The 22,282-nt window shown below is 70.2% G+C and carries 24 protein-coding genes; 10 read left to right on the top strand and 14 right to left on the bottom strand.

Features of this window, described 5'->3' with window-relative positions; all coding sequences use genetic code 11:
* Nucleotides 1-67: 67 nt before the first annotated feature.
* Entirely contained in the window at nucleotides 68-328 is a 261-nt protein-coding gene (locus tag ACIBLC_RS18325; RefSeq protein ID WP_399211995.1) for a UBP-type zinc finger domain-containing protein, read from the bottom strand.
* A gap of 62 nt (nucleotides 329-390) precedes the next feature.
* Here ACIBLC_RS18325 and ACIBLC_RS18320 point away from each other — a divergent pair, with 62 nt between their 5' ends.
* Nucleotides 391-1,986, top strand: a complete 1,596-nt coding sequence (locus ACIBLC_RS18320; RefSeq protein WP_399211994.1) for a Na+/H+ antiporter — start codon at nucleotides 391-393, stop codon at nucleotides 1,984-1,986.
* Nucleotides 1,987-2,014: 28 nt separating this feature from the next.
* Here the strand turns inward: ACIBLC_RS18320 and ACIBLC_RS18315 are convergent, their stop codons facing one another.
* Both ACIBLC_RS18315 and ACIBLC_RS18310 read right to left on the bottom strand, forming a co-directional pair.
* Nucleotides 2,015-3,811 (bottom strand): sensor histidine kinase, encoded by a 1,797-nt coding sequence (locus ACIBLC_RS18315; RefSeq protein ID WP_399211993.1) that lies wholly within the window; start codon nucleotides 3,809-3,811, stop codon nucleotides 2,015-2,017.
* Nucleotides 3,808-4,497 (bottom strand): response regulator transcription factor, encoded by a 690-nt coding sequence (locus tag ACIBLC_RS18310; protein ID WP_399211992.1) that lies wholly within the window; start codon nucleotides 4,495-4,497, stop codon nucleotides 3,808-3,810. Before ACIBLC_RS18310 ends, ACIBLC_RS18315 begins: the two co-directional genes overlap by 4 nt.
* A 236-nt stretch (nucleotides 4,498-4,733) precedes the next feature.
* Here ACIBLC_RS18310 and ACIBLC_RS18305 point away from each other — a divergent pair, with 236 nt between their 5' ends.
* On the top strand, nucleotides 4,734-5,942 hold the full coding sequence (locus ACIBLC_RS18305; RefSeq protein ID WP_399211991.1) for an Ig-like domain-containing protein: 1,209 nt from the start codon (nucleotides 4,734-4,736) through the stop codon (nucleotides 5,940-5,942).
* A 54-nt stretch (nucleotides 5,943-5,996) separates the two neighbouring features.
* Nucleotides 5,997-6,860 carry a L,D-transpeptidase family protein gene (locus ACIBLC_RS18300; RefSeq protein ID WP_399211990.1) on the top strand — a complete coding sequence of 288 codons (864 nt, stop codon included), beginning with the start codon at nucleotides 5,997-5,999 and terminating at the stop codon, nucleotides 6,858-6,860.
* 33 nt (nucleotides 6,861-6,893) lie between these two features.
* Here the strand turns inward: ACIBLC_RS18300 and ACIBLC_RS18295 are convergent, their stop codons facing one another.
* Together ACIBLC_RS18295 and ACIBLC_RS18290 are read right to left on the bottom strand one after the other, a co-directional pair.
* On the bottom strand, nucleotides 6,894-7,805 hold the full coding sequence (locus tag ACIBLC_RS18295; protein WP_399212198.1) for a 1-aminocyclopropane-1-carboxylate deaminase/D-cysteine desulfhydrase: 912 nt from the start codon (nucleotides 7,803-7,805) through the stop codon (nucleotides 6,894-6,896).
* A 218-nt stretch (nucleotides 7,806-8,023) separates the two neighbouring features.
* Complete coding sequence (locus ACIBLC_RS18290; RefSeq protein WP_399211989.1) at nucleotides 8,024-8,257, bottom strand: hypothetical protein; 234 nt, start codon at nucleotides 8,255-8,257, stop codon at nucleotides 8,024-8,026.
* A 270-nt stretch (nucleotides 8,258-8,527) separates the two neighbouring features.
* On the opposite strand from ACIBLC_RS18290, the gene ACIBLC_RS18285 reads away from it, so the two are divergent.
* From ACIBLC_RS18285 to ACIBLC_RS18265, 5 genes are all read left to right on the top strand, one after another.
* A complete protein-coding gene (locus tag ACIBLC_RS18285) occupies nucleotides 8,528-9,934 on the top strand; it encodes a family 2B encapsulin nanocompartment shell protein (protein WP_399211988.1) in 1,407 nt (468 codons plus the stop codon).
* A gap of 116 nt (nucleotides 9,935-10,050) precedes the next feature.
* Complete coding sequence (locus ACIBLC_RS18280) at nucleotides 10,051-11,133, top strand: family 2 encapsulin nanocompartment cargo protein polyprenyl transferase (protein ID WP_399211987.1); 1,083 nt, start codon at nucleotides 10,051-10,053, stop codon at nucleotides 11,131-11,133.
* A 658-nt stretch (nucleotides 11,134-11,791) separates the two neighbouring features.
* Nucleotides 11,792-12,205: a YciI family protein gene (locus tag ACIBLC_RS18275; RefSeq protein WP_399211986.1), complete on the top strand. Its 414-nt coding sequence runs from the start codon at nucleotides 11,792-11,794 to the stop codon at nucleotides 12,203-12,205.
* Nucleotides 12,206-12,255: 50 nt separating this feature from the next.
* A complete protein-coding gene (locus ACIBLC_RS18270) occupies nucleotides 12,256-13,488 on the top strand; it encodes an RNA polymerase sigma factor (RefSeq protein WP_399211984.1) in 1,233 nt (410 codons plus the stop codon).
* Nucleotides 13,489-13,497: 9 nt separating this feature from the next.
* Entirely contained in the window at nucleotides 13,498-13,842 is a 345-nt protein-coding gene (locus ACIBLC_RS18265; protein WP_399211983.1) for a DUF952 domain-containing protein, read from the top strand.
* Nucleotides 13,843-13,860: 18 nt separating this feature from the next.
* Here ACIBLC_RS18265 and ACIBLC_RS18260 read toward each other — a convergent pair whose 3' ends face one another.
* From ACIBLC_RS18260 to sodN, 5 genes are all read right to left on the bottom strand, one after another.
* Nucleotides 13,861-14,655 carry a VOC family protein gene (locus ACIBLC_RS18260; RefSeq protein WP_399211982.1) on the bottom strand — a complete coding sequence of 265 codons (795 nt, stop codon included), beginning with the start codon at nucleotides 14,653-14,655 and terminating at the stop codon, nucleotides 13,861-13,863.
* The gene (locus tag ACIBLC_RS18255; RefSeq protein WP_399211981.1) at nucleotides 14,652-15,491 is read right to left on the bottom strand and encodes a hypothetical protein; all 840 of its coding nucleotides are present in this window, start codon (nucleotides 15,489-15,491) and stop codon (nucleotides 14,652-14,654) included. Before ACIBLC_RS18255 ends, ACIBLC_RS18260 begins: the two co-directional genes overlap by 4 nt.
* A gap of 71 nt (nucleotides 15,492-15,562) precedes the next feature.
* Nucleotides 15,563-16,009: a VOC family protein gene (locus tag ACIBLC_RS18250; RefSeq protein WP_399211980.1), complete on the bottom strand. Its 447-nt coding sequence runs from the start codon at nucleotides 16,007-16,009 to the stop codon at nucleotides 15,563-15,565.
* A gap of 109 nt (nucleotides 16,010-16,118) precedes the next feature.
* Nucleotides 16,119-16,544: a helix-turn-helix transcriptional regulator gene (locus tag ACIBLC_RS18245; RefSeq protein WP_399211979.1), complete on the bottom strand. Its 426-nt coding sequence runs from the start codon at nucleotides 16,542-16,544 to the stop codon at nucleotides 16,119-16,121.
* A gap of 194 nt (nucleotides 16,545-16,738) precedes the next feature.
* Nucleotides 16,739-17,134: a superoxide dismutase, Ni gene (gene sodN, locus ACIBLC_RS18240; protein ID WP_399211978.1), complete on the bottom strand. Its 396-nt coding sequence runs from the start codon at nucleotides 17,132-17,134 to the stop codon at nucleotides 16,739-16,741.
* 145 nt (nucleotides 17,135-17,279) lie between these two features.
* Between sodN and sodX the strand changes: the two genes are divergently transcribed.
* The gene (sodX, locus tag ACIBLC_RS18235) at nucleotides 17,280-17,714 is read left to right on the top strand and encodes a nickel-type superoxide dismutase maturation protease (protein WP_399212196.1); all 435 of its coding nucleotides are present in this window, start codon (nucleotides 17,280-17,282) and stop codon (nucleotides 17,712-17,714) included.
* Here the strand turns inward: sodX and ACIBLC_RS18230 are convergent.
* Nucleotides 17,618-18,247, bottom strand: coding sequence for a CGNR zinc finger domain-containing protein (locus tag ACIBLC_RS18230; RefSeq protein ID WP_399211977.1), 630 nt, complete (start codon nucleotides 18,245-18,247; stop codon nucleotides 17,618-17,620). The genes sodX and ACIBLC_RS18230 overlap by 97 nt on opposite strands.
* Before the next feature lie 118 nt (nucleotides 18,248-18,365).
* Between ACIBLC_RS18230 and ACIBLC_RS18225 the strand changes: the two genes are divergently transcribed.
* Nucleotides 18,366-19,124: a class I SAM-dependent methyltransferase gene (locus ACIBLC_RS18225; protein WP_399211975.1), complete on the top strand. Its 759-nt coding sequence runs from the start codon at nucleotides 18,366-18,368 to the stop codon at nucleotides 19,122-19,124.
* 137 nt (nucleotides 19,125-19,261) lie between these two features.
* Here the strand turns inward: ACIBLC_RS18225 and ACIBLC_RS18220 are convergent, their stop codons facing one another.
* The 3 genes from ACIBLC_RS18220 to ACIBLC_RS18210 are packed head-to-tail and all read right to left on the bottom strand — an operon-like array spanning nucleotide 19,262 to nucleotide 21,973.
* Complete coding sequence (locus ACIBLC_RS18220; protein ID WP_399211974.1) at nucleotides 19,262-20,023, bottom strand: amino acid ABC transporter ATP-binding protein; 762 nt, start codon at nucleotides 20,021-20,023, stop codon at nucleotides 19,262-19,264.
* Nucleotides 20,020-20,985, bottom strand: a complete 966-nt coding sequence (locus tag ACIBLC_RS18215) for an amino acid ABC transporter permease (protein ID WP_399211972.1) — start codon at nucleotides 20,983-20,985, stop codon at nucleotides 20,020-20,022. Before ACIBLC_RS18215 ends, ACIBLC_RS18220 begins: the two co-directional genes overlap by 4 nt.
* A gap of 28 nt (nucleotides 20,986-21,013) precedes the next feature.
* The gene (locus tag ACIBLC_RS18210) at nucleotides 21,014-21,973 is read right to left on the bottom strand and encodes an ABC transporter substrate-binding protein (protein ID WP_399211971.1); all 960 of its coding nucleotides are present in this window, start codon (nucleotides 21,971-21,973) and stop codon (nucleotides 21,014-21,016) included.
* Nucleotides 21,974-22,282: the final 309 nt, after the last annotated feature.

Here is a 22,282-nt window from a genome sequence, read left to right as displayed (position 1 = left end):
TCGCGGGTCACACGCGCATGTGATCCACGACCCCTGTCAGTATGCCGTCGAAGCGGCGGTCGACGGGTCATACGAGTACGTGGTCGACGAAGCACCAACGCCAGCTCTCACCGGGCTCGAAGGTGCGCATGATCTCGTGCCCCGTGTCCTTGAAGTGCTCCGTCGCGTGCCGTAGCGGAGACGAGTCACAACAGGCGAGGTGCCCGCACGAGAGACAGAGCCGAAGCTGCACCGGGTGCGTGCCGGCGGCCACGCACTCCACGCAGGTCTCGCTCTGGGGCTCGGGCTCGGGGTGCGGCAGCGCGTCGGCGTGCGTGCACTGTTTCATGATTGCCAGGTTACGTCGGGTGTGCGGGAAGCCGCGCGAAAACATAGGGCGGGCGGAAGACGATGCACATTTTGCCACTGCTGTTGCTGGTCGCGGGAAGTGCCGCGTGTGCGGCGGCGGCCCGCCGCACACCGGTGCCGGCACCGCTGCTGCTCGTCACGGTGGGCCTGCTCATCTCGTACGTCCCAGGGGTGCCCGAGTACGAACTCGACCCCGACGTCGTACTCCCGCTGCTGCTGCCCCCGCTGCTCTACACGGCGGCCACCGACAGCTCGTACCTTGATCTGCGGGCGCAACTGCGACCCGTCGCGCTGCTGTCGGTCGGCTACGTCCTCTTCGCGACGCTGGTCGTCGGCTGGGCCGCATATCTGCTGGTGCCCAGCCTGCCGCTGACCGCGGCACTGGTCCTGGGGGCGGTGGTGGCGCCGCCGGACGCGGTCGCGGCCACCGCGGTGGCGCGCCGGGTGGGGTTGCCGTCACGGATCACCACGATCCTCCAGGGCGAGTCCCTGGTGAACGACGCGACCGCGATCACCGCCTACAAGGTGGCGCTCGCCGCGGCGGTCGGCGAGGGCGCGACCTGGGCGGGCGGCATCGGGGAGTTCCTGCTCGCGGCGTTCGGCGGCATCGCGGTCGGACTTGTCCTGATGGTGCCGCTCCACTGGCTGCGCACCCACCTCAAGGAGGCACTTCTCCAGAACACCCTCTCCCTGTTGATCCCCTTCGTCGCGTACGGGGTCGCCGAGCAGGTGCACGCCTCCGGGGTGCTCGCCGTGGTCGTCGTCGCCCTCTACCTCGGACACCGTTCCTGGGAGGTCGATTTCGCGACCCGGCTCCAGGAGGAGGCGGTGTGGAAGATGGTCGCCTTCGTCCTGGAGTCGGCGGTGTTCGCGCTGATCGGCCTGCAACTGCCCGTCGTCCTCAAGGACCTTGGGGCGTACGAGGGTATCGACGCCGCCTGGTACGCGGTGGCTCTCTTCCTCGTGGTGGTCGCGACCCGGTTCGTGTGGGTGTATCCCGCGACCTTCCTGCCGCGCATCTTCTCGGCGCGCATCCGGAAGCGGGAGGAGAACCCCACCTGGAAGGCTCCGTTCGCCATCGGCTGGGCCGGGATGAGAGGTGTGGTGTCGCTCGCCATCGCCTTCTCGATCCCGCTCACCATGCACGGCGGCGAGCCGTTCCCCGACCGCAACCTCATCCTCTTCCTGACCTTCACCACGGTGATCGGGACCCTGGTCGTGCAGGGCCTGACGCTGCCCCCGCTGATCCGCCTCCTGAAGCTGCCGGGGCGCGACACGCAGGCCGAGACGCTCGCCGAGGCCAACGCCCAGGCACAGGCCTCCAGGTCCGCCGAGCAACGCCTGGACGAGCTCCTCGCCGACGAGCGCAACGCGCTGCCCCCGCCGCTCGCCGACCGGCTGCGCGCCGTCCTGGAGCGCCGCCGCAACGCCGTCTGGGAACGCCTCGGCTCGGTGAACCCGGTGACCGGCGAATCCGCCGACGACACCTACCGCAGGCTGTCCGGCGAGATGATCGGCGCCGAACGCGCGGTCTTCGTACGGCTGCGCGACCTCCGCTTCATCGACGACGAGATGCTGCGGACGCTGTTGCGCAGGCTGGACCTGGAGGAGGCGGCGGCGTACCGCGAGGCGACATGAGGGCCCGCTCCCGGACGTCCTGAGCGGGTCACGGAGCCGCGCTGTCCGGCTGTCGGGCGCCGGGGAGCCGGATGGTGAACACGGCTCCGCCGCCGGGTTCTCCGGAGGCGGTGATGGTTCCCCCGTGTGCCTCGACGAAGTGGCGGGCGATGGACAGCCCGAGCCCGCTGCCGCCGGTGTGCCTGCTGCGGGACTTCTCGGCCCGCCAGAAGCGCTCGAAGACGTGGGGCAGGTCCTCGGGTGCGATGCCGTTGCCGGTGTCCTCCACGGTGAGGACGGCCGTGTCGCCGCTCCGCCGGGCGGTGAGCGTGACGGTGCCTTCCGCGGGGGTGTGCCGGAGCGCGTTGGAGATGAGGTTGCCCAGGGCCTGGCGCATCCGAACCGGATCGGCGTCCAGCCAGAGGCCGGGGTCGGTGTGTGTGCGCAGGTGGATGCCCGAGGTCTCGGCACGCGTGCTGTGGGCCGAAACCGCCTGGGTGACGAGTTCGTCCGCGGACATGGGCCGGCGGTGCAGTCGCAGGGTGCCCGCGTCGGCGGCGGCGAGATCGCGCAGGTCGTCGACGATGTGCTGGAGGAGCAGCGCCTCGTCGTGCAGGGAGGCGATGAGGTCCGGGTCCGGGTCGAGCAGCCCGTCACGGGTGACTTCCAGCCAGCCGCGGATGTTGGTCAGCGGGGTCCGCAGCTCGTGCGCGATGTCGCTGACCATGGCCTTGCGCTGGGCCTCGAGCTGTTCGCGGCGCGCGGTGAGGTCGTTGAAGGCGGCGGCGAGGTACCCGGTCTCGTCCTTGGTGGTGACGGCGACACGGGTGTGCTGGTGCGGCGGCTGCTGGGCGGCGGCGGTCAGGGCGCGCAGGGGACGGACGAGGCGGATCGCGACCACGGCGGTCATGGCGACGGTGACGGCCAGGACCAGCCCCGTAACACCGATGATCTTGGTTTTGTTGGCGGGAGAGAGGTCGAAGCCCCCGGGCTGTCCGCCCATGTTGCCCAGGTAGAGCAGGGCCCTCGGGGCGACGTACGGGTCGAGTTGCGTGCGCCGGGCGTTTTCGAGGCAGGTCTCCGCCGGCTGCCCCCCGTCGTGGGCTTTGCTGACCGGCTCGCCCGCGGGCGAGCCGGGAAGGAAGTTGATCCACGATTCGAGCCACTGGTCCCGGCCCGGGTCGAAGCAGGGCTCGGCGAGCGCGCTGAGTTTCGTCAGCGCCTTCTGCTCGGCGGACGTGGGCCCGCCGAGCACTCCGTAGGCACAGACCGGCGGCACGATTGTCTCTCCGGTGTCGGTGACGACCACCGTTCGGCCGCTCGGAAGTTCTCGGACGCCGCCCCGGTCCACGAACCCCTGCGCGCACTTCTCGGCCAATACCCTCACCTTGGTCCGTTCGTCCGAGGTGAGCGCGTACGGTCCCACCGCCCGTGGGTCGAGTCCGGCGAGTTGGGCACCTGGTTCGGTGTACGTGTCGGTGGTCAGCGGGTCGACGGTGGCCGAGGCCCGGGTGGGCAGGGCGGTGCCGGGGGCCGCCGAGTCGGCGATGGTGCGGCCGGTCTCGGTCGTGAGGGCTATGCGCCGTCCCGTGGTGCGGGACAGGGCGTGCACCGAGGTCCGCACGCCGTCCCAGTCGGGGTGCTCCGCGGCGAACCCGCTGAGCCGGCGGAGGATGTCGGTGTCGTCGGAGAGCGCCTGGCCGCGCTCGTCCTGGATGGCCCGGGTGGTGGTCTGTACGGCCAGCCAGGCGGTTGCTCCCACGGAGAGCACGGCGATCGTCACGGAGGTGAGCAGGAGCCGTACCAACAGGCTCTTGCGCCAGGGGATACGAGGACCGGGTGTCACGACGGCTGCCCGGTGAGTTTGTAGCCGATGCCGAAGACCGTGAGCAGCCGGACGGGTACGTGGGGATCGGGCTCGATCTTCTTGCGCAGGTTCATGATGTGTACGTCGATGGCGCGTTCGGTGGAAGCGCGGTCGTGGCCCCGGGTGTGCTGAAGCAACTGCCGGCGTGAGAAGACCCGGTCGGGTTCCGCGGTCATGGCGTGCAGGATGGCGAACTCGCCGGGAGTGCAGGTGACCGGGGCGCCGTCGCAGGTCACCCGGTGGCGGGCGGGGTCGACGGTGATGCCGCCCACCCGGAGCACGGGGGAGGGGTCCGCGGGGCCGAGGGTGCGGCGCAGTACGGTGCGGATGCGGGCCAGCAGTTCCCGTGGGCTGTACGGCTTGGTCATGTAGTCGTCCGCGCCGAGTTCCAGGCCGAGCAGGACCTCGTCCTCCGTGGAGCGGGCGGTGAGTATGAGGACGGGGATGTTCCCGTTCTCCCGCAGCACCCGGCACACGCCGAGACCGTCGACCTTGGGCAGCATCAGGTCCAGGACGACCAGGTCGGGCCGGTGCCGGACGGCTTCGTCGATCGCGGCCCGCCCGTCGTGGACCACGACAGGGGTGTGACCCTCCTGAAGCAGTAGCCGTCGTATCAGCTCGGCCTGCATCTCGTCGTCTTCCGCGACCAGGATATGTGCGCACACGCCGCTGACTCTAGGCGCGGGAAAGCGGAGTTCAGCGCCCCCTGAGGCCCTTCCCACAACCTCACGCACCCTCACAACTTCCTGATATCCGCGAGCCAGGGTGGCCGAAGCCCCTCGGCGCGTCCGGCGCCGGCGGCACGCCTGGTGGCCGGCGGACACGGCCGCGCCCCGCCTCCCGCCTCCCGCCGCTCGGCGGGAGGCGGGAGACATCACCCGACGCGAACGACGGAGAACCCATGCACCGCACCCGCCCGGCCGTGACCCTGGCCGCGCTGTCGCTCTCGGCCTGCCTTCTGGCCGGCTGCGGCACCGGGCCCGCAGCCGAGGGCGACCGCACGAAGGCGGTCCCGGCGACGGCCGGAGCGGCCGGCACGCCGCAGATACGGCTGAACGCCACCGACGGGCAGAAGCATGTCTCCGTCGGACGCGGCGGCCGTGTCACGGTCGAGGCCGGGAGGATCACCGAGGTGTCCCTGGCGGCCACGAACGGCCAGGCGGTACACGGCGCCGTCTCCTCGACGGGCAGATCCTGGAGGCCGGATGCCGCCCTCCACCACGGCACCGGCTACCGGCTGACCGTGGTGGCCGCGGGCGCCGGGGGACGCGAGGTGACGAAGGAGATCGCGTTCACCACCGTCGCCGAAACGGACGGCTTCACCGGCACGTCCACCCCGGAGAACGGAGCCACGGTCGGGGTGGGGATGCCCGTCTCCTTCACCTTCGACAAGGCGATCACCGACAGGAAGGCGGTCGAGTCGGCCGTCGAGGTCGGCTCCAGCGGCGGACAGACCGTCGTCGGCCACTGGTTCGGCGCACGGCGCCTCGACTTCCGTCCGCGCGAGTACTGGAAGGCCGGCTCGACCGTCACCGTCAGGATCCGCCTCGACGGAGTCAAGGGCGCCGACGGCGCGTACGGCGAACAGGACAGGACCGTCCGCTTCACCGTCGGCCGCAGCCAGGTCTCCACCGTGGACGCCGGCACACACCGGATGACGGTGGTCCGCGACGGCGTGCCGCTGAAGACGCTGCCGATCACAGCGGGTGCCGCGAACTCGCCCACGTGGAACGGCCGGATGGTGATCTCGGAGAAGCTGATCAGCACCCGGATGGACGGGGACACCGTGGGGTTCGCCGGTCAGTACGACATACCCGACGTCCCGCACGCCATGCGGCTGTCCACCTCGGGCACCTTCATTCACGGCAACTACTGGGGTGCGGACTCCGTTTTCGGGCACTCGAACATCAGCCACGGCTGTGTGGGCCTCAACGACGTCAAGGGAGGCGGCGACCCCGACCAGAACGGCGCCTGGTTCTACGACAACTCCCTCATCGGCGACGTGGTCGTGGTGCGGAACTCCAACGACCGGACAATCGCCCCCGACAACGGCCTCAACGGCTGGAACATGCCCTGGGCCCAGTGGAAGGCGGGCTCCGAACTGGCCTGACCCGGTCACCCGGAGCTGACCAGTTCCTCATTTGTCCCCACCAGGCTGAGGATCATGACTTCACCAATGTGCCGCCCGTCCCGACGGCGGCTTCTGCGTGCCCCGTCCGGCAACCCCCGGGCGGCGGTCTCCATCACGTCGGTCCCGAAGGCTCTGGGGTTGCCGGCCGCTGTGCTGGCCCTGACCGTCGTCGTCGCCGTCTCCGGATGCGCGGGGGCCGGGCCGGGGGCGGACGGCGGGGCGACCGGCGCGGCTCGGCCGCCGGCCGCCGGCCCCGGCACGGCACAGGCCGTCCCGGGCCGGACACCCTCGGGCGGCGAAGCGTCCGCCCCCGCCGAGCTGCCGGGAATCGGTGCCCGGACACGGTCCGAGATCCCCGCGAACGCACGCCAGGTACTGCTGGTCACCGGACAGGGCAGGGACTCCTCGAACTCGCGGGTGGTGCTGTACCGCCGCACCGGTGCGGGCTGGGAGCCGGGAGCCACCTGGAGGGCCCACAACGCCCGCGAGGGCTGGACGGACGACCACCACGCCGGTGATCTCCGGTCACCCATCGGCGTGTTCTCCCTCACCGACGCCGGCGGGCTGCTCGCCGATCCCGGCACCGAGCTGCCGTACGACCGGTCGGGGGGCTTCACCATCGGCGGCACGGGCTTCGAGGGCGAACCCCTGGCCGGTTCCTTCGACTACGTCGTCGCCATCAACTACAACCGCAAGCAGGGGACCTCCCCTCTCGACTGGACCCGCCCGCTCGGTGACGGCAAGGGCGGCGGCATATGGCTGCACGTCGACCACGGCGGCCCCACGCAGGGCTGCGTGAGCCTGGAGGAGGACCACATGAAGAAGCTCCTGCGCACACTCGACCCCGACCAGCACCCCGTGATCGTCATGGGGGACGCGGCGTCTCTCGAACGCTGAGAGGTGAGCCGGGGGACGGCGTGCGGCCGGCGCTCAGCGCCTGGGTTCCGCGCCCGGCTGGAGCGGTGCTCCCGTGATCACGGCCGCCACCGTCGTTCCGCGAGGGAAGGCGCCCTCCTCGGCCAGGGTGACGAGTCCGTACAGCGCTTTGGCGACATAGAGATGTTCGACAGGCACGCCGTGGCGCTGCCCGAAGTCCGCGGCGAACGCCACGAGTTCGGGAGTGGTGCGCGCATAGCCGCCGAAGTGGAAGCGCTCGTCGAGTGACCAGTCGCCTCGGCGGGCGCCGAAGGCCGTGACCTGGAGGGCCTGTATCTCGGCGCCCAGGAAGCCGCCCCTGAGGACGGGTATGCCCAGAGCGCGCTGGTCGGGGGCGAGCCCGGCGGCCAGGCCGGCCAGCGTGCCGCCGGTGCCGCAGGGCAGGGCGACGACGTCGGCGTGGCCGCGCAGCTCCTCGCCGAGCGCCCGGCAGCCGCGTACGGCAAGGGAGTTGCTGCCGCCCTCGGGCACGACGTACGCGTCCTCGGTGCCCAGCGCGCGCAGGATCCCGGCGAGTGTCTCCGGCTCGGTCTTGCGGCGGTACGTCGATCTGTCGACGAAGTGCAGTCGCATGCCGTCGGCCGCACACCGGGCGAGTGAGGGGTTGAGCGGGCGCCCGGACAGCTCCTGGCCGCGGACCACGCCGATGCTGGGCAACCCGAGGAGGCGGCCCGCGGCGGCCGTGGCCCGCAGATGGTTCGAGTACGCCCCGCCGAAAGTGACCACCGTACGGCCCTCCGCCGCCCCCAGGTTCGGGGCCAGCTTGCGCCACTTGTTGCCGACCAGCTCCGGGTGGATCAGATCGTCCCGCTTGAGCACCAGCCGGACGCCGCGGCGCTCGAAACGCTCGTCGACGACATCCTGCGCCGGTGACGGAAGCCGGGGGTGCAGGACGTCGGGGTTGATGTCGAGGCCGAAGCCGGAGTCGAGGCCGGGCGCGGGCGCTTCGGTGGGGTGGGGGACGGCGGGGATGTCCGGGCTGGTCACAGGGCCATTGTCGGACACGCGTCCGGGGTGGGCCTCCGGAGGGAGGGGCCCGGACGCGGCGTGTCAGTGGCCGGCGGTGACGTCCGACGGTGGGCCGGGCGCGAAAGGAGAGCCCGCGATCATCCGCGCGGGAAGGATCAGCTGCGCAGGAAGCTGTCCCCGTGCGTCGCGATGTGGTTCTCCAGCGCCTGCAGGGCCTGCTGCGTCACCTGGGGAGAGCCCGTGCCGCGCCGCTCCGCGAGATACGCGGCGCCCAGCTTCTTCAGCAGGTCGCCGCCGGCGCGCTGTGCCTGCGCGTCGTCGATCTTCTGCTTGCCCTGGGTGAGTCCGCGCTGCGCCTGCTCTTTGGCGCGGTCCAGAAAGCCTGCCATGACCGTCTCCCGTTCTCTTACGTCGAACTCTTACGTCGAAGCGTCAGCCGAGACGTCGATCGAATCATCAGTCACCGCGTCAAACGCTTGACCAGATCTTGAAGTTCCCGCCCCTCGACAACCGCCCATTGTTCGACTGATCGACGAAAAACCGCCCCGTGCCCATTCCGTCGGTGATCCATTCCCCCTCATTCGTGTAATAGCACTGACACGCTCTGTGATGGAAGGGTTGCTCTCGCAGATCAGCGCACGACTGGGAGGGCAATTTTCATGTCGGTAGGCGAAGAGGTCCGTGCGGGTCAGGGCAAGCCGCAGCAGAGTCTCGGCACATCCGCCGCGCGGAACCTGGCCACCACCACCAAGTCCGCACCCCAGATGCAGGAGATCAGTTCACGCTGGCTGCTGCGCATGCTTCCTTGGGTGAACGTGCAGGGTGGCACGTACCGCGTGAACCGGCGGCTCAGCTACTCGGTGGGCGACGGCCGCGTGACATTCGTGAAGACGGGTGACCGCGTTCAGGTCATCCCCGCGGAGCTCGGCGAACTGCCCGTGCTGCGGTCGTACGAGGATCAGGAGGTGCTCGGCGAGCTCGCCTCCCGCTGCCAGCAGCGGGAGTTCGCACCGGGGGAGGTGCTCGTCTCGTTCGGCAGCCCGTCCGACGAGGTGTTCCTGCTGGCGCACGGCAAGGTGGAGAAGACCGGCACGGGGCCGTACGGGGACGACGCGGTCCTCGGAGTCCTGGCCGACGGCGCGTACTTCGGCGAGCAGGCGCTCATCGACCCGGACGCCATCTGGGAGTACACGGCCCGCGCGGTCACCGCGTGCACCGTGCTCACACTGCCCCGCAACGACCTCGAACAGGTCGCGGAGCGCTCGGAGTCCCTGCGCGACCATCTCCAGGCGCTGCGCGCGATTCCGGAGCAGCGTGCCAACAAGTACGGAGAGCGGGAGATCGATCTCGCGGCCGGCCACACGGGGGAGTCGGACATCCCCGGCACCTTCGTGGACTACGAGGGGGCGCCGCGAGAGTACGAACTCAGCATCGCCCAGACCGTGCTGCGCCTGCACTCGCGCGTGGCCGATCTCTACAACCAGCCGATGAACCAGACCGAGCAGCAACTCCGGCTCACTGTCGAGGCGTTGAAGGAGCGCCAGGAGGACGAGCTCATCAACAACCGGGAGTTCGGGCTCCTCAACAACTGCGAGTACGACCAGCGGTTGCAGCCGCACGACGGCGCGCCCAGCCCCGACGACCTCGACGAACTGCTCAGCCGCAGGCGGGGCACCAAGCTGCTCCTCGCACACCCGCGCGCGATCTCCGCGATCGGCCGCGAGTTCAACAAGCGGGGTCTCGTCCCGGAGACCGTCGAGATGGGCGGCAGCCGCATCCCGACCTGGCGCGGGGTGCCGATCTTCCCGTGCAACAAGATCCCGGTCAGCGACGCCCGTACGACCTCGATCATCGCCCTGCGAACCGGTGAGGCCGAGCAGGGTGTCATCGGGCTCCAGCAGGCGGGTATCCCGGACGAGATCGAGCCGAGCCTGTCGGTGCGTTTCATGGGCATCAACGAACAGGCGATCATCTCCTACCTGGTGACGGCGTACTACTCGGCCGCGGTGCTCGTGCCGGACGCCCTCGGCATCCTGGAGAACGTCGAGATCGGCCGCTGGCGGTGACGACCCCCAGGCCGGGCGTGGTGTCCCCGCCCGGCCGGGCGGGGACACTCGGCAGACCGGCGTCACCACAGAGCCCGGCCGAGAGTCCCGGACGGCAAAGATCCATCGGGAGGCCCATGGATGAGCAGGTCCCGGCAGGCGCGCGGCTGGGGTCCCCCCGCTCGGGCGAGGCCGGGAGCGGGGGAGGGCAGGAAGCGGCGGCGATCCTGGAGAGTGCCCGGGCCTCCGTCGACCCCGAGCTGCGCAGAGCCCTCGATTCGCTGCCCGGATCGATACGCCGGATCGCGCTCTACCACTTCGGCTGGGAGCACGCGGACGGCACACCCGCGGCGGGCAATCCGGGCAAGGCGATCCGGCCGGCCCTCGTGCTCGCCGCGGTCCGGGCACTCGGCGGAGAGCACGAGACGGCCGTACGGGCGGCCGCCGCGGTGGAGTTGATCCACAACTTCACGCTGCTGCACGACGACGTGATGGACCGGGACACCACGCGCAGGCACCGCCCCACCGCCTGGACCGTGTTCGGCGACGCCGACGCGATCCTCGCGGGGGACGCCCTGCAGGCGCTGGCGCAGCGGTTGCTCGCCGAGGACCCGCACCCGGCGTCCTCGGCTGCCGCCGCCCGGCTCGCGTCCTGTGTCGTCGAGCTGTGCGAGGGGCAGCACGCGGACACCGCCATGGAGAAGCGCGGCCCGCACGAGGTCACCCTCGACGAGTGCCTCGCCATGGCGGAGGCCAAGACGGGCGCGTTGCTCGGCTGTGCCTGCGCGGTGGGTGCGCTGTACGCGGGGGCGGGGGACGAGGACGTCGAGGCGCTGGACGCGTTCGGCCGTTCGGCCGGGCTCGCCTTTCAGCTGATCGACGACGTGATCGGGATCTGGGGGGATCCGAGCCGTACCGGCAAGGCTGCCGGGGCGGACCTCGTCGTCCGGAAGAAGTCGCTGCCCGTGGTGGCCGCGCTCGCCTCCGGTACGGCGGCGGCGGCCGAACTGGCCGAGCTGTACGGAGCGCCTTATCGGGAAGGGGGGTTGGAGCGTACGGTGCTGGCGGTCGAGCGGGCGGGGGGTCGGGACTGGGCGCAGGCGCAGGCCGGCGACTGGATGGCCCGGGCGGTGCAGGAGTTGTCCCGGGCGGTGCCTGAGCCCGAGGCGGCGGGGGGTCTCCTCGCGCTGGCGGAGTTCGTGACGCGGCGCAGCAACTGAGGTCGCCTGCGGGGTGGTTCGAGTCCCCGATGACGCCGGTGGTCCCGGTTCCGTACGGCACCTGACGTCCGTACGGTCCCGTTTCGGGCTCCGGTTGGTCCCGCACATCCCCACGGTGTGCGGGACCTGTTCTTTCGCCCCCTCCGCCCCTGCCCGTCCCGTTTCTGAGGGCCGCCGCCCCGAGACCCCCGCTTCGCGCTGACGGGCTCGTCCTCAAACGCCGGACGGGCTGAAAACGCTCATCTCTCCGCGCACGATCATCGCGCCCGTTTCAAGAACGGGGTGCTGGTGAGGACGTACAGCAGGAAGCGCTGAAGGCTCTTCCGCAATATCCTGAAGGCATGGGCACCGATGAGTATGTTTGCTCCACCTGCGGGCAGCCGGTCGCCACGGTCGTGAAGAGGCACAAGACCATGGGCGCGTGGGTTCCCGCCTGGGTGGCCGGCCCCTGCCGGAACCCGCAGTGCGGGACGTCTGCCGACGAAGCCGAGGAGGAGCCCCGGACCGCAGTCCGGCCCGGGGAGCCCGTCACGAAGAAAACCTGACCGAGTCCGCGCGGCCGTGTAGAGAAACGCGGGCCGGCTCCGACGTCTCCTGTGAGGGCCGCCCGTGCGGGTGGTCCGACCGTGGAAGCCGGCCAAGCCGAAGGAGTGGACTCATGAAGTACCTGGTGATGGTGCAGGGAACACAGGCGGACTACGAGGGTATGCGGGGCAAGGCCTCCGCCGGGGCCCCGGCCTGGAGCGAGCAGGAGCTCCAGGCCATGTACGCCTTTATGGGCGCGATCAACAATGACCTCTCCGAGTCCGGTGAGCTGGTCGACGCGAACGGGCTGGCCGAACCCGCCCAGACCCGGTTCGTTTCGGCCGGCGCGGACGGCAAGCCTGTCATCACCGACGGGCCGTACGGCGAGACCAAGGAACTGCTCGCCGGCTACTGGGTCCTGGAGTGCGAGAGCCTGGACCGGGTCACGGAGATCGCCGCGCGTGTCGCCCAGTGCCCGGGCCCGGAGGGAGTCGTCGACTACCCGGTGGTCATCCGGCCCATCATGGACGGCGCCGGCGACATCTGAGCCGGACAGGGCGGACGGGGCGGACAGGTCGCGTGGGTCGGGCGAGTGAGGTGAGTCGTACGACCGAGGTCGAGGACCTGCTGCGCAGGCACGCGCCGCAGGTCCTCGGCGCGCTCGTACGCCGGTACGGGCATTTCGACCTGGCCGAGGACGCCGTACAGGAGGCTCTGCTCGCGGCGGCCGGGCAGTGGGCCCGCGACGGCGTGCCCGACAATCCGCGCGGCTGGCTGATCAAGGTGGCCTCGCGGCGGCTGACGGACGCGCTGCGCAGTGAGGAGTCGCGGCGGCTGCGGGAGGAGAGGGCGGCGGCGCTGACTCCCCGGGACGCGTTCGTGGCGCCGCCGCCCGGGGCCGCCCGGGCGCCGAGCGAGGACGACACGCTCTCCCTGCTCTTCCTCTGCTGCCATCCGGAGCTGACCGCGTCCGGCCAGATCGCGCTCACCCTGCGGGCCGTCGGCGGTCTGACGACCGCGGAGATCGCCCGCGCCCATCTCGTGCCCGAGGCGACGATGGCCCAGCGCATCAGCCGGGCGAAGCAGCGGGTGCGGGGGACGCGGTTCGGGCGCCCGGACAACTGGGAGGACCGGTTGCCCGCCGTCCTCCACACGCTGTACCTGATCTTCAACGAGGGGTACACGGCGACCTCCGGACCGGCCCTCCAGCGGGCCGAACTCGCCGGCGAGGCGATCCGGTTGACCCGTACAGTCCGCCAACTCCTCCCAGGGGACGGCGAGGTGGCGGGGCTGCTGGCACTGATGCTGCTGACCGACGCCCGGCGCGGCGCGCGCACCGGCCCGCACGGTGAACTGGTCCCGCTCGACGAACAGGACCGCGGCCTGTGGGACGAGGCGGCCGTGCGGGAGGGCGTGGCGCTGGTGACGGAGGCGCTGTCGGTGTCGCGGGGGACGGCGGGGCCGTATCAGCTGCGGGCGGCCATCGCCGCGGTCCACGACGAGGCGCCGTCGGCGGACGCCACGGACTGGCGCGAGATCCTCGGTCTGTACGACATCCTGGTCCGCCGGGTTCCGGGGCCCGTCGAGCGTCTCAACCGGGTGGTGGCGGTGGCCATGGTGCACGGGCCGCGGGCGGGGCTCCTCGAACTGGAGCCGCTGGAGGGGGAGTCGGCGCTCGGACATCGGATCGACGCGGTCCGAGGTCATCTGCTGGAGCGCGCGGGGGACACGGCGGGGGCCCGTGCCGCCTACGAGTCGGCGGCCGGGAAGACCCTCAGCCTCCCCGAACAGCGGTATATGCAGGCGCGTGCCGTACGGCTGAAGCCGTAGCGTACGGGTATGCCCGAACACATCCTGCACATCACCGAGCGCTCCCTCTGGGACGCGGCACGCGCGTCCGGCGCGTACGAGATGTCCACCCGCGGCCGGACCCTCCAGGAGGAGGGCTTCATCCACTGCTCCCTGCGCCACCAACTCCCGGGTGTGGCCGCCTTCTTGTACGGCTCCTACGCCGGGCCCGACGAACTGGTGGTCCTGGTGATCGACCCCGGACTGCTCGGCGCCCCCTTGCGCTACGAGGCCGTCGAGGCCGGGGGCGAGGAGTTCCCGCACATCTACGGACCGATTCCGGCCGAGGCCGTCGTGGACGTCGAGGTGTGGGACTCCGGCGAGGCGCCGCGCTAGCTCGTCCGAGGCGCCGCGCTAGCTCGTCGGCGGGACGGGCAGGCCGCCCGTCTCCGGGTCGCGCGGTGTGAGGCAGTACGTGCCGCCCGACGGGTCGCGCATCACCGCCCAGCGGGCACCGCGGCCGAGGAGCGTGGCGCCGAGCAGTTCGTGGCGGATGCGGATCGCGTCGATGTCGGAGCAGGCGATGTCGAGGTGCGCGGAGGTGGGGCGGGCGGAGCCGAGACGTTGCAGGAGGATACGGACCGGGAGCGCGGCCGGCGGCCTGATCGCGTGGAACTCCGCGAGCGCGCCGGGCACCGACTCCCAGCCGGTCAGCGCGCTCCAGAACGCGATCTCCGCCTCGTACACGGCCGGCGCCAGATCGATGCACACCTGGTCGAGACGGCTGGTGACACCGGACGGTCCCTTGATCACCGGGGGCCGCTTCGACTCCCCGTGCCAGGGCACGGCGCAGAACAACTGCCCGCCGGGAGAACGGAGTACGGCCCAGTCCCCGTGGTCCGCGACGGTATCGGCCCCCAGCCGCAGCGCCGACTCCACCAGCGCGTGTACGTCCTCGACGACGAGGTCGAGATGCGCGCCTCCGGCGCCGGGCCCGCTCCCCGCGACACCCTGCGCCTTCACACACGCGTCGGCCGCCCCGTCGGGCAGCAGGGTCACGAACTCGCCCCGTTCGCCGCGCCGTTCGGACAGCTTGGTGCGGGTGACCGCCGTCCAGAACTCGCAGGCCGCCCCGAACTTCTTCAACGGCCGGTCGACAAAGGCGTAGGTCCACCGGATCGGCTGGGTCAGCCGGATCGGCTCCGTCATGGTCTCTTGTCTCCGATCAGGCCGTGCAACGACGTTGTTACGCGCGCGACGAACGCGTCCCGCGCGGAGGGGGAGAGGACGTCCAGGGACAGGTAGGGGTTCAGGTCCTCCAGCTCGACGAGGAGGAGCTCACCGTCGGGTGCCCGGCAGGCGTCCACGCGCTGGATCCCGTACGCGATGTCGTTCCAGTCGACGAACCGCTGCGCGAACTCCCGGTCCCGTTCGGTCGGTTCGTAGGGTTCCAGGGCCCACCGCTCCTCGGGGCGGGGCGCGTACAGGGCGTACTGGAGGGTGTCGTCGACGAAGTAGAAGGACACCTCGTAGGCGAAGTCGACGCGTGGCTGGACGAGGACGTCGCCGTACAGCGCCGGGTCGGCGAGCCGGTCGCGGGGCACGGACTCCAGGCCTATCGAGTCCGCTCCCAGCTTCGGCTTCACCACGTACGTGCCGACGTCCGGAAGCCGGCCGAGGTCCGCGGCGCGGTCGATGGTGGGGATCACCGGATACCCCGCCGCCGTGAGCTCCAGCAGATACCCCTTCCCGGCCATGTCGCCCCTGCCCGAGAGCTGGTTGTAGACGCGCACGCCGTCCGCGGCCGCCCGCTCGCGGAACGCCTCGTACGGTGCCTGGTAGTTCAGGACCGGTCCGCTGTTGCGTACGACCACCGCGTCGAAGGCGTGCATCAGCGCGGCCGCGTCCAGCGGGTGGCACACGGCGAGGTCGAACTCGGCGCGCAGCCGGGAGGTGAGGAAGATGTCCTCGTCGCAGTACCGGCGGCCCTTCGCGGGATAGGCCAGGTCACTGACGTACAGGATGCTGGGGCGCGCGGACGGCATGAGGTCTCCCGGTGATGGTGATCAGCCGATGGTAGGCCCGCCCGCCCGGGACCGGGCCGTCCAGGGCGTGGTCAGGCGCCGAGAGGGCGTTCCTTGAAGCGCAGGAGATTGCCCGCCGGGTCGCGGAAGGCGCAGTCGCGAAGGCCGTAGGGCTGGTCCGTCGGCTCCTGGAGCACCTCCGCGCCGGAGGCCTGGACGCGGGCGAAGAGGGCGTCGCAGTCCGGCGTCGAGAAGATCACACCGCGGAGCATGCCCTTGGCCAGCAGCTCGGCCATCGCCTGCTTGTCGGCGGGGGACGCGTCCGGGTCCGCCGCCGGGGGCTCCAGAACGATCTCCACGTCCGGCTGGAGCGGCGAGCCGACGGTCACCCAGCGCATCCCCTCGAACCCGACGTCGTTGCGGACCTCCAGACCGAGGACGTCGCGGTAGAACGCGAGTGCCTTGTCGTGATCGTCCACGGAGATGAAGCACTGGGACAGTTTCAGGTCGACCATGGGGCCGTTCATGGGTCCAGTCATGGGGCCACGCTAGAGCCTGTCCGGCGGATCAGGTCGGAGTGAAGCGACCGCGCCTCGTGAGTACCGGCGTGCCGGACCCCGCTCACCGGCATGATCCGCCGGGCGCGCCCTAGAGGCGTGTGCCCGGTTCTGCCTCCGGGTTGCGGTGGCGGGCCGGGCGGGTGAGGCGCTGGGCCACGCAGGAGGGGATCGGCGCGCCGTGGTCGTGCGGCCGCGCGCGGTACGCGCTGGGGGTCTCGCCGACCAGCTCCGTGAAGCGGGAGCTGAAGGAACCGAGCGACGAACACCCCACGGCGAAGCAGACCTCCGTGACCGTCAGGTCGCCGCGGCGCAGCAGGGCCTTGGCGCGCTCGATCCTGCGGGTCATGAGATAGGTGTACGGAGTCTCGCCGAAGGCGGCCCGGAAGCTCCGCTGGAAATGTCCGGGCGACATCAGCGCGGTGCGCGCGAGCTCCGCCATGTCCAGCGGTCGCGCGTACTCACGGTTCATCCGGTCGCGGGCCCGGCGCAGCCGGACCAGATCCTCCACGGTCACCTCATCAGGATGGCACGGGGCACCGACAGCGGGGTACGGGCCGCGGCGATCCTGGAGTGCCATGCCGAAGGGGCCCGGCCGGTTCTCCGGCCGAGCCCCTTCCGTGCGCAGGAACCGCGCTGACCCGCGAGGGTGCACCGCTCGCCGGTCACGGTGACCTGACGTGATGCCAGACCCGGTGAACAGACCTGAGGTCAGGCCTTCTTGGTCTCCCAGAAGATCTTGTCGATCTGGGCGATGTAGTCGAGCGCCTTCTGGCCCGTCGCCGGGTCGGTGGACGCCTTGGCGGCCGAGAGGGCCTTCAGGGCGTCGTTGACCAGCTGGTGCAGCTCCGGGTACTTCTCGAAGTGCGGGGGCTTGAAGTAGTCGCTCCAGAGCACCGAGACGTGGTGCTTGGCGAGCTCGGCGCGCTGCTCCTTGATGACGGTGCCACGCGTCTGGAAGTGCGGGTCGTCGTTGGCGGCCAGCTTTTCCTGGACGGCCTTCACCGACTCCGCCTCGATGCGGGCCTGGGCGGGGTCGTACACGCCGCAGGGCAGGTCGCAGTGCGCGCTGACCTGGACCTTGGGGGCAAACAGGCGGGAGAGCATGCTGCTGTCCTTCCTCGTGATCGTCTTCTCAGGTGGGACATTACTCCGTAGGAGACGGGTTTTCGCGAGTGCCCCCATGGGCTTAGGACAAAAGTCCAGGGTGAGACTGGGACTCGTGGAGGATAGGACCGGGGAGGTGCCGGTGATGCCGGAGCTGTCGCAGGAGACCGAGCGGGGGAGGGCCGTCCTGCCTTTTGGGGCGGCGGAGGTGACGGGGCCGTCCATGGTGCCCACGCTGCGGCACGGGGATCGGCTCGTCGTGCAGTACGGGGCGCGGGTGAGGCCCGGTGACGTGGTCGTTCTGTGCCATCCGTTCCAGCAGGACCTGCTGGTCGTCAAGCGGATCACGGAACGGCGTGAGGGCGGTTGGTGGGTGCTGGGCGACAACGCGTTCGCCGGCGGGGACAGCACCGACTACGGCACCGTGCCCGAGGATCTCGTCCTCGGGAAGGTGCGGTTCCGGTACCGGCCGCTGCGAAGGGATCAGTGGTCGCCGTTCGCGCTGGTGCGCTGGGCGCTCGGCGCGGCCAGGCCCGTACTGTCCGACCGGTCCGCCTCCAGGCGCTTGCGCGCGCGGTAGGCGGCCACGTTGGCGCGGGTCGCGCAGCGGTCCGAGCAGTAGCGCCGGGAGCGGTTGGTAGAGGTGTCGAGGTAGGCGTTGCGGCAGGGCGCTGCCTCGCACAGGCCCAGGCGGTCGACGCCGTGTTCCGTCAGGTGGAAGGCCAGGCCCATCGCCGCGATCGCCGCGTAGCCCGCGGTCGCGTTCGACGGGTGGTCCGCCAGGTGCATGTGCCACAGCGGGCGCCCGTTGTCGTCCCGGTAGTCGTGTCCGGAGATCTGCGGGCTGACCGGGAACTCCAGCAGGAGCGAGTTCAGCAGGTCCACGGCCAGCGTCTCGTTGCCGCCGTCGGCCGCCTCGAAGACCGCGCGGAGCCGGGCCCGTACGGAGCGGAAGCGGGTGACGTCCGCGTCGGTGGCCCGGCGGGCGGCCGAGGAGTTCCCTCCGAAGAGGTCACGTACGGCGTCCACCGAGGTGAGCGAGTCCTTGCCCCGGGCCGGCTCCTCGCTGTTGACAAGGCGTACCGCGTAGTCCGAGTAATAGGCCAGTTCCACTTGTAGTCCTTACGGAGGCGCTCTATCGTCGGGGTTGCGGAGAAGTAACGGATGACTGTGCTTCAAGGGTATTACGGGTAGTGCCGGGATCACGCGGCCGAGCGAAGAAGGGGCTTTCATGACCACCACCACCGGAACCGACTGGGGCGCCTGGCAGGAGAGCTGGGACCGGCAGCAGGAGTGGTACATGCCGGACCGCGAGGAGCGCTTCCGGGTGATGCTCGACATGGTCGAGGCTCTGGTCGGGCCCGCGCCACGCGTCCTCGACCTCGCCTGCGGCACGGGGACCATCACGGCCCGGCTGCTCGACCGCCTCCCGGACGCCACCAGCACCGGCGTCGACCTCGACCCCGCGCTCCTCGCCATCGCCGAGGGCACCTTCGAGGGCGACGACCGGGTCACCTTCGTCACGGCCGACCTCAAGGACCCGCGGTGGGCGGCCCGGCTGCCGTACGACTCGTACGACGCGGTCCTGACCGCCACGGCCCTGCACTGGCTGCACAGCGGACCCCTCACGGATCTCTACGGTCGGATCGCGGAACTCGTCCGCGACGGCGGTGTCTTCATGAACGCCGACCACATGATCGACGAGTCGACGCCCCGGATCAACGCGGCGGACCGCGCGCAGCGGCACACCCGGATGGACCGGGCGAAGGCGGACGGCGTGCTCGACTGGGCCGAATGGTGGCAGCTCGCCGCCCAGGACCCCGTGCTCGCCGCGCCGACCGCCCGCCGGTTCGAGATCTACGGCGAGCACGCGGACGGCGACACGCCCTCCCCCGACTGGCACGCGCGCGTGCTGCGCGAGAAGGGGTTCGGGGAGGCCAGGCCCGTGTGGCGTTCCCCCTCCGACGCGCTGGTGCTGGCGGTCAAATAGGCCTCGCGGGGAGCTGTTGCCGTAGGGGGAGCATGAAAAGGGGCGGTACGGAGGTTTCCGTACCGCCCCTTCCCCTGCGTACCGTCAGAGCACCTTCGGACTCAGAGCACCTTCGGACTCAGCGCACCCTCGGACTCTCAGAGCACCTTCGACAGGAACGACTGCGTCCGCTCGTGCTGCGGATTCGTCAGTACGTCGCGGGGGTTGCCGGACTCGACCACCATGCCGTCGTCCATGAAGACCAGCGAGTCGCCCACCTCGCGGGCGAAGCCCATCTCGTGGGTGACGACGATCATCGTCATGCCGGACTCGGCGAGGTCGCGCATGACGTCCAGGACGTCACCGACCAGCTCCGGGTCGAGCGCCGAGGTCGGCTCGTCGAAGAGCATCAGCTTCGGGTCCATCGCCAGCGCGCGGGCGATCGCCACACGCTGCTGCTGGCCCCCGGAGAGCTGCGAGGGGTAGGTCTTCGCCTTGTCGGCCAGGCCCACCCGCTCCAGGAGCTGGCCCGCGCGCTCCCGCGCCTGGGACTTGCTCACGCCCTTGACCTGGACCGGCGCCTCCATGACGTTGTCGAGCGCCGTCATGTGCGGGAACAGGTTGAAGCGCTGGAACACCATGCCGATGTCCCGCCGCTTCAGCGCGACCTCGCTGTCCTTCAGCTCGTACAGCTTGTCGCCCTTCTGGCGGTAGCCGACCAGCTCACCGTCGACGTACAGACGCCCGGCGTTGATCTTCTCGAGGTGGTTGATACACCGCAGGAAGGTTGACTTGCCGGAGCCGGACGGGCCGATGAGGCAGAACACCTCACCGGTGTTCACTTCCAGGTCGATGCCCTTGAGGACCTCGACGGGGCCGAAGGACTTGTGGACGCCCTCGGACTTCACCATGGCGGTCACTTCGAGCCCCTCTCGCTACCCAGCGAAAGCATGTTCGCCTTGATCTTCTGCCAGGGGGTGGTCGGCAGACTACGGAGGGAGCCGCGCGCGTAGTACCGCTCCAGGTAGTACTGGAAGACGCTGAACACACTGGTCATGGCCAGGTACCAGATCGAGGCGACGAAGAGCATCTCCATCACCGCGTACGACGTCGAGCCGATCGCCGAGGTCGAGCGCAACAGCTCGTTGTACGTGACCGCGTACACCAGCGACGAGGTCTTGAGCATGTTGATGAACTCGTTGCCGGTCGGCGGCACGATGACACGCATCGCCTGCGGGATCACGATCCGGCGCAGGGTCTTGGTGTGGCTCATGCCCAGGGCGTGCGAGGCCTCGGTCTGGCCCTCGTCGACGGCCAGCAGACCGGCGCGGCAGATCTCGGCCATGTACGCGGCCTCGTTCAGGCCGAGCCCCAGCAGGGCGCACATGAACGGGGTCATGACGTCCGTCATCTCGTCCTTGTAGATCGGACCGAGGTTGAGGACGGGGAAGATCAGCGCCAGGTTGAACCAGAGCAGCAACTGGACGTAGACCGGGGTGCCGCGGAAGAACCAGATGTAGAGCCAGGCGACGCCGCTGGTCACCGGGTTCTTGGAGAGCCGCATCACCGCGAGGACGATGCCGAGGACCACACCCACGATCATGGACAGCACGCTGATCAGCAGCGTGCGGCCGGCGCCCTGGACGACGCTGGAGACGAAGAGCTGGTCGCCGACCGTGGACCACTGGATGTCGCCCTGCGAGAACGCGTAGACGATCGCCGCGAGGAGCGCGACGACGATGACGCCGCTGACCCAGCGGCCGTAGTGCCGGACGGGGATCGCCTTGATGGCCTCCGGGCCGCCCGGGGGCACCGGGGGCGCGGAAACCGGGCCCCCCGGGGGCGGGGTGTCCGAGGGGGACTTGTCGAACTTGTCAGTCACGTGACTGCCCTTCAGTGGTGCGCTGGGCTCACTTGCCGCCGTTGATCGCGGACTTGTCGATCGCGCCCGACTCCGCGCCCCACTTCTCCAGCACCTTCTGGTAGGAACCGTCCGCGATGATCGCGTCGACGGCTTCCTTCAGGACATCGCGGAGCTCGGTGTTCTTCTTGCTCAGCACGATGCCGAACGGTCCGGCGTCGTACTGCTCGCCGACGACCTCGAAGGCGTTGCCGCCGTCGGCCTTGCGGGACAGGTCCAGGGCGACCGGGTAGTCGTTGATGCCGGCCACGGCACCGCCGGACTTCACGCGGGTCTGCGCCTCGGTGTCGTTCTCGAAGGACTCGATCTTGACGGCCTTCTTGCCGCCGTCCGTGCACTTCTTGGACTGGTCCTTGAGGGCTTCCTCGTACGTGGTGCCGCGCTGCACCGCGGCCGTCTTGCCACAGAGGTCCTCGATGCCGTTGACGCCCTCGGGGTTGCCCTTCTTGACGTAGATGGCCGTGCCCGCGACGAAGTAGTCGACGAAGTCGACGCCCTCACCGAGCTTCTTGCCGTCGTCGTCCAGGCCCTCCTGGCGCTGCTTGTTGTCCGTGATGGACGACATCGCGATGTCGTAGCGGCCCGAGTTCACCGCGGTGATCAGGCCGTCGAAGGAGCCAGAGGTGAACGTGAACTTGACACCGAGCTGCTTGCCCAGCGCCGCGGCGATGTCCGGGTCGACGCCGACGATCTTGCCGCCTTCCACCGACTCCATGGGGGCGTACTCGGCGTTCGTGCCGACCTTGATGACACCCGCGCTCTGGATCGCCTTCGGCAGCTTGGAGAAGAGAGGGGCGCTGTTGGCCGACTCGGAGGAGCTGTCGCCCTCGTCGCTCTTCGTCTGGTCGCCGCAGCCGGCGAGCAGCAGGGCCCCCGCGACCGCGATCGCACCGACCGCGGCTGTCCGGGAGCGCAGGGCGGTCGTACGACGGGTGAAGCTTGCGGTCATGTTGGGTCCTCCGGCGGATGAGAGAGGTGCCGATGGGTCGACGAGAACACACACCTTCGGGTGTCGCGACCTTGTGTGATTACGGCATCTTGCCATTCGGACCTCGTCATTCAGGCGGCCAGCTATGTCAAAATCGGATAACGGGTGACCCCCGAACCGCCCCAGGCCGGTACATCGAGGCCGGACCTTATACGGGAACTGATCCTTCCGGCCGGAAGATCTTCGGCGCATCTCGGGATGCGAACGGTTTATACGCCGCACATACGGCGTCATGCGGGCAAGTCGTGGACTTGTCCACATATTCGGCTA

It is taken from the genome of Streptomyces sp. NPDC050535 (assembly GCF_044457665.1).
Lineage (GTDB): Bacteria > Actinomycetota > Actinomycetes > Streptomycetales > Streptomycetaceae > Streptomyces.
The sequence above is the reverse complement of the archived record's forward strand: the minus strand, read 5'-3'. Positions and strand labels throughout refer to the sequence as shown.

Coding starts and splice junctions, on each gene's coding strand:
- ACIBLC_RS18325 (WP_399211995.1), bottom strand. CDS start 328: ATGAAACAGTGCACGCACGCCGACGCGCTGCCGCACCCCGAGCCCGAG.
- ACIBLC_RS18320 (WP_399211994.1), top strand. CDS start 391: ATGCACATTTTGCCACTGCTGTTGCTGGTCGCGGGAAGTGCCGCGTGT.
- ACIBLC_RS18305 (WP_399211991.1), top strand. CDS start 4,734: ATGCACCGCACCCGCCCGGCCGTGACCCTGGCCGCGCTGTCGCTCTCG.
- ACIBLC_RS18300 (WP_399211990.1), top strand. CDS start 5,997: ATGACTTCACCAATGTGCCGCCCGTCCCGACGGCGGCTTCTGCGTGCC.
- ACIBLC_RS18290 (WP_399211989.1), bottom strand. CDS start 8,257: ATGGCAGGCTTTCTGGACCGCGCCAAAGAGCAGGCGCAGCGCGGACTC.
- ACIBLC_RS18285 (WP_399211988.1), top strand. CDS start 8,528: ATGTCGGTAGGCGAAGAGGTCCGTGCGGGTCAGGGCAAGCCGCAGCAG.
- ACIBLC_RS18280 (WP_399211987.1), top strand. CDS start 10,051: ATGGATGAGCAGGTCCCGGCAGGCGCGCGGCTGGGGTCCCCCCGCTCG.
- ACIBLC_RS18275 (WP_399211986.1), top strand. CDS start 11,792: ATGAAGTACCTGGTGATGGTGCAGGGAACACAGGCGGACTACGAGGGT.
- ACIBLC_RS18265 (WP_399211983.1), top strand. CDS start 13,498: ATGCCCGAACACATCCTGCACATCACCGAGCGCTCCCTCTGGGACGCG.
- ACIBLC_RS18260 (WP_399211982.1), bottom strand. CDS start 14,655: ATGACGGAGCCGATCCGGCTGACCCAGCCGATCCGGTGGACCTACGCC.
- ACIBLC_RS18255 (WP_399211981.1), bottom strand. CDS start 15,491: ATGCCGTCCGCGCGCCCCAGCATCCTGTACGTCAGTGACCTGGCCTAT.
- ACIBLC_RS18250 (WP_399211980.1), bottom strand. CDS start 16,009: ATGACTGGACCCATGAACGGCCCCATGGTCGACCTGAAACTGTCCCAG.
- sodN (WP_399211978.1), bottom strand. CDS start 17,134: ATGCTCTCCCGCCTGTTTGCCCCCAAGGTCCAGGTCAGCGCGCACTGC.
- sodX (WP_399212196.1), top strand. CDS start 17,280: ATGCCGGAGCTGTCGCAGGAGACCGAGCGGGGGAGGGCCGTCCTGCCT.
- ACIBLC_RS18225 (WP_399211975.1), top strand. CDS start 18,366: ATGACCACCACCACCGGAACCGACTGGGGCGCCTGGCAGGAGAGCTGG.
- ACIBLC_RS18210 (WP_399211971.1), bottom strand. CDS start 21,973: ATGACCGCAAGCTTCACCCGTCGTACGACCGCCCTGCGCTCCCGGACA.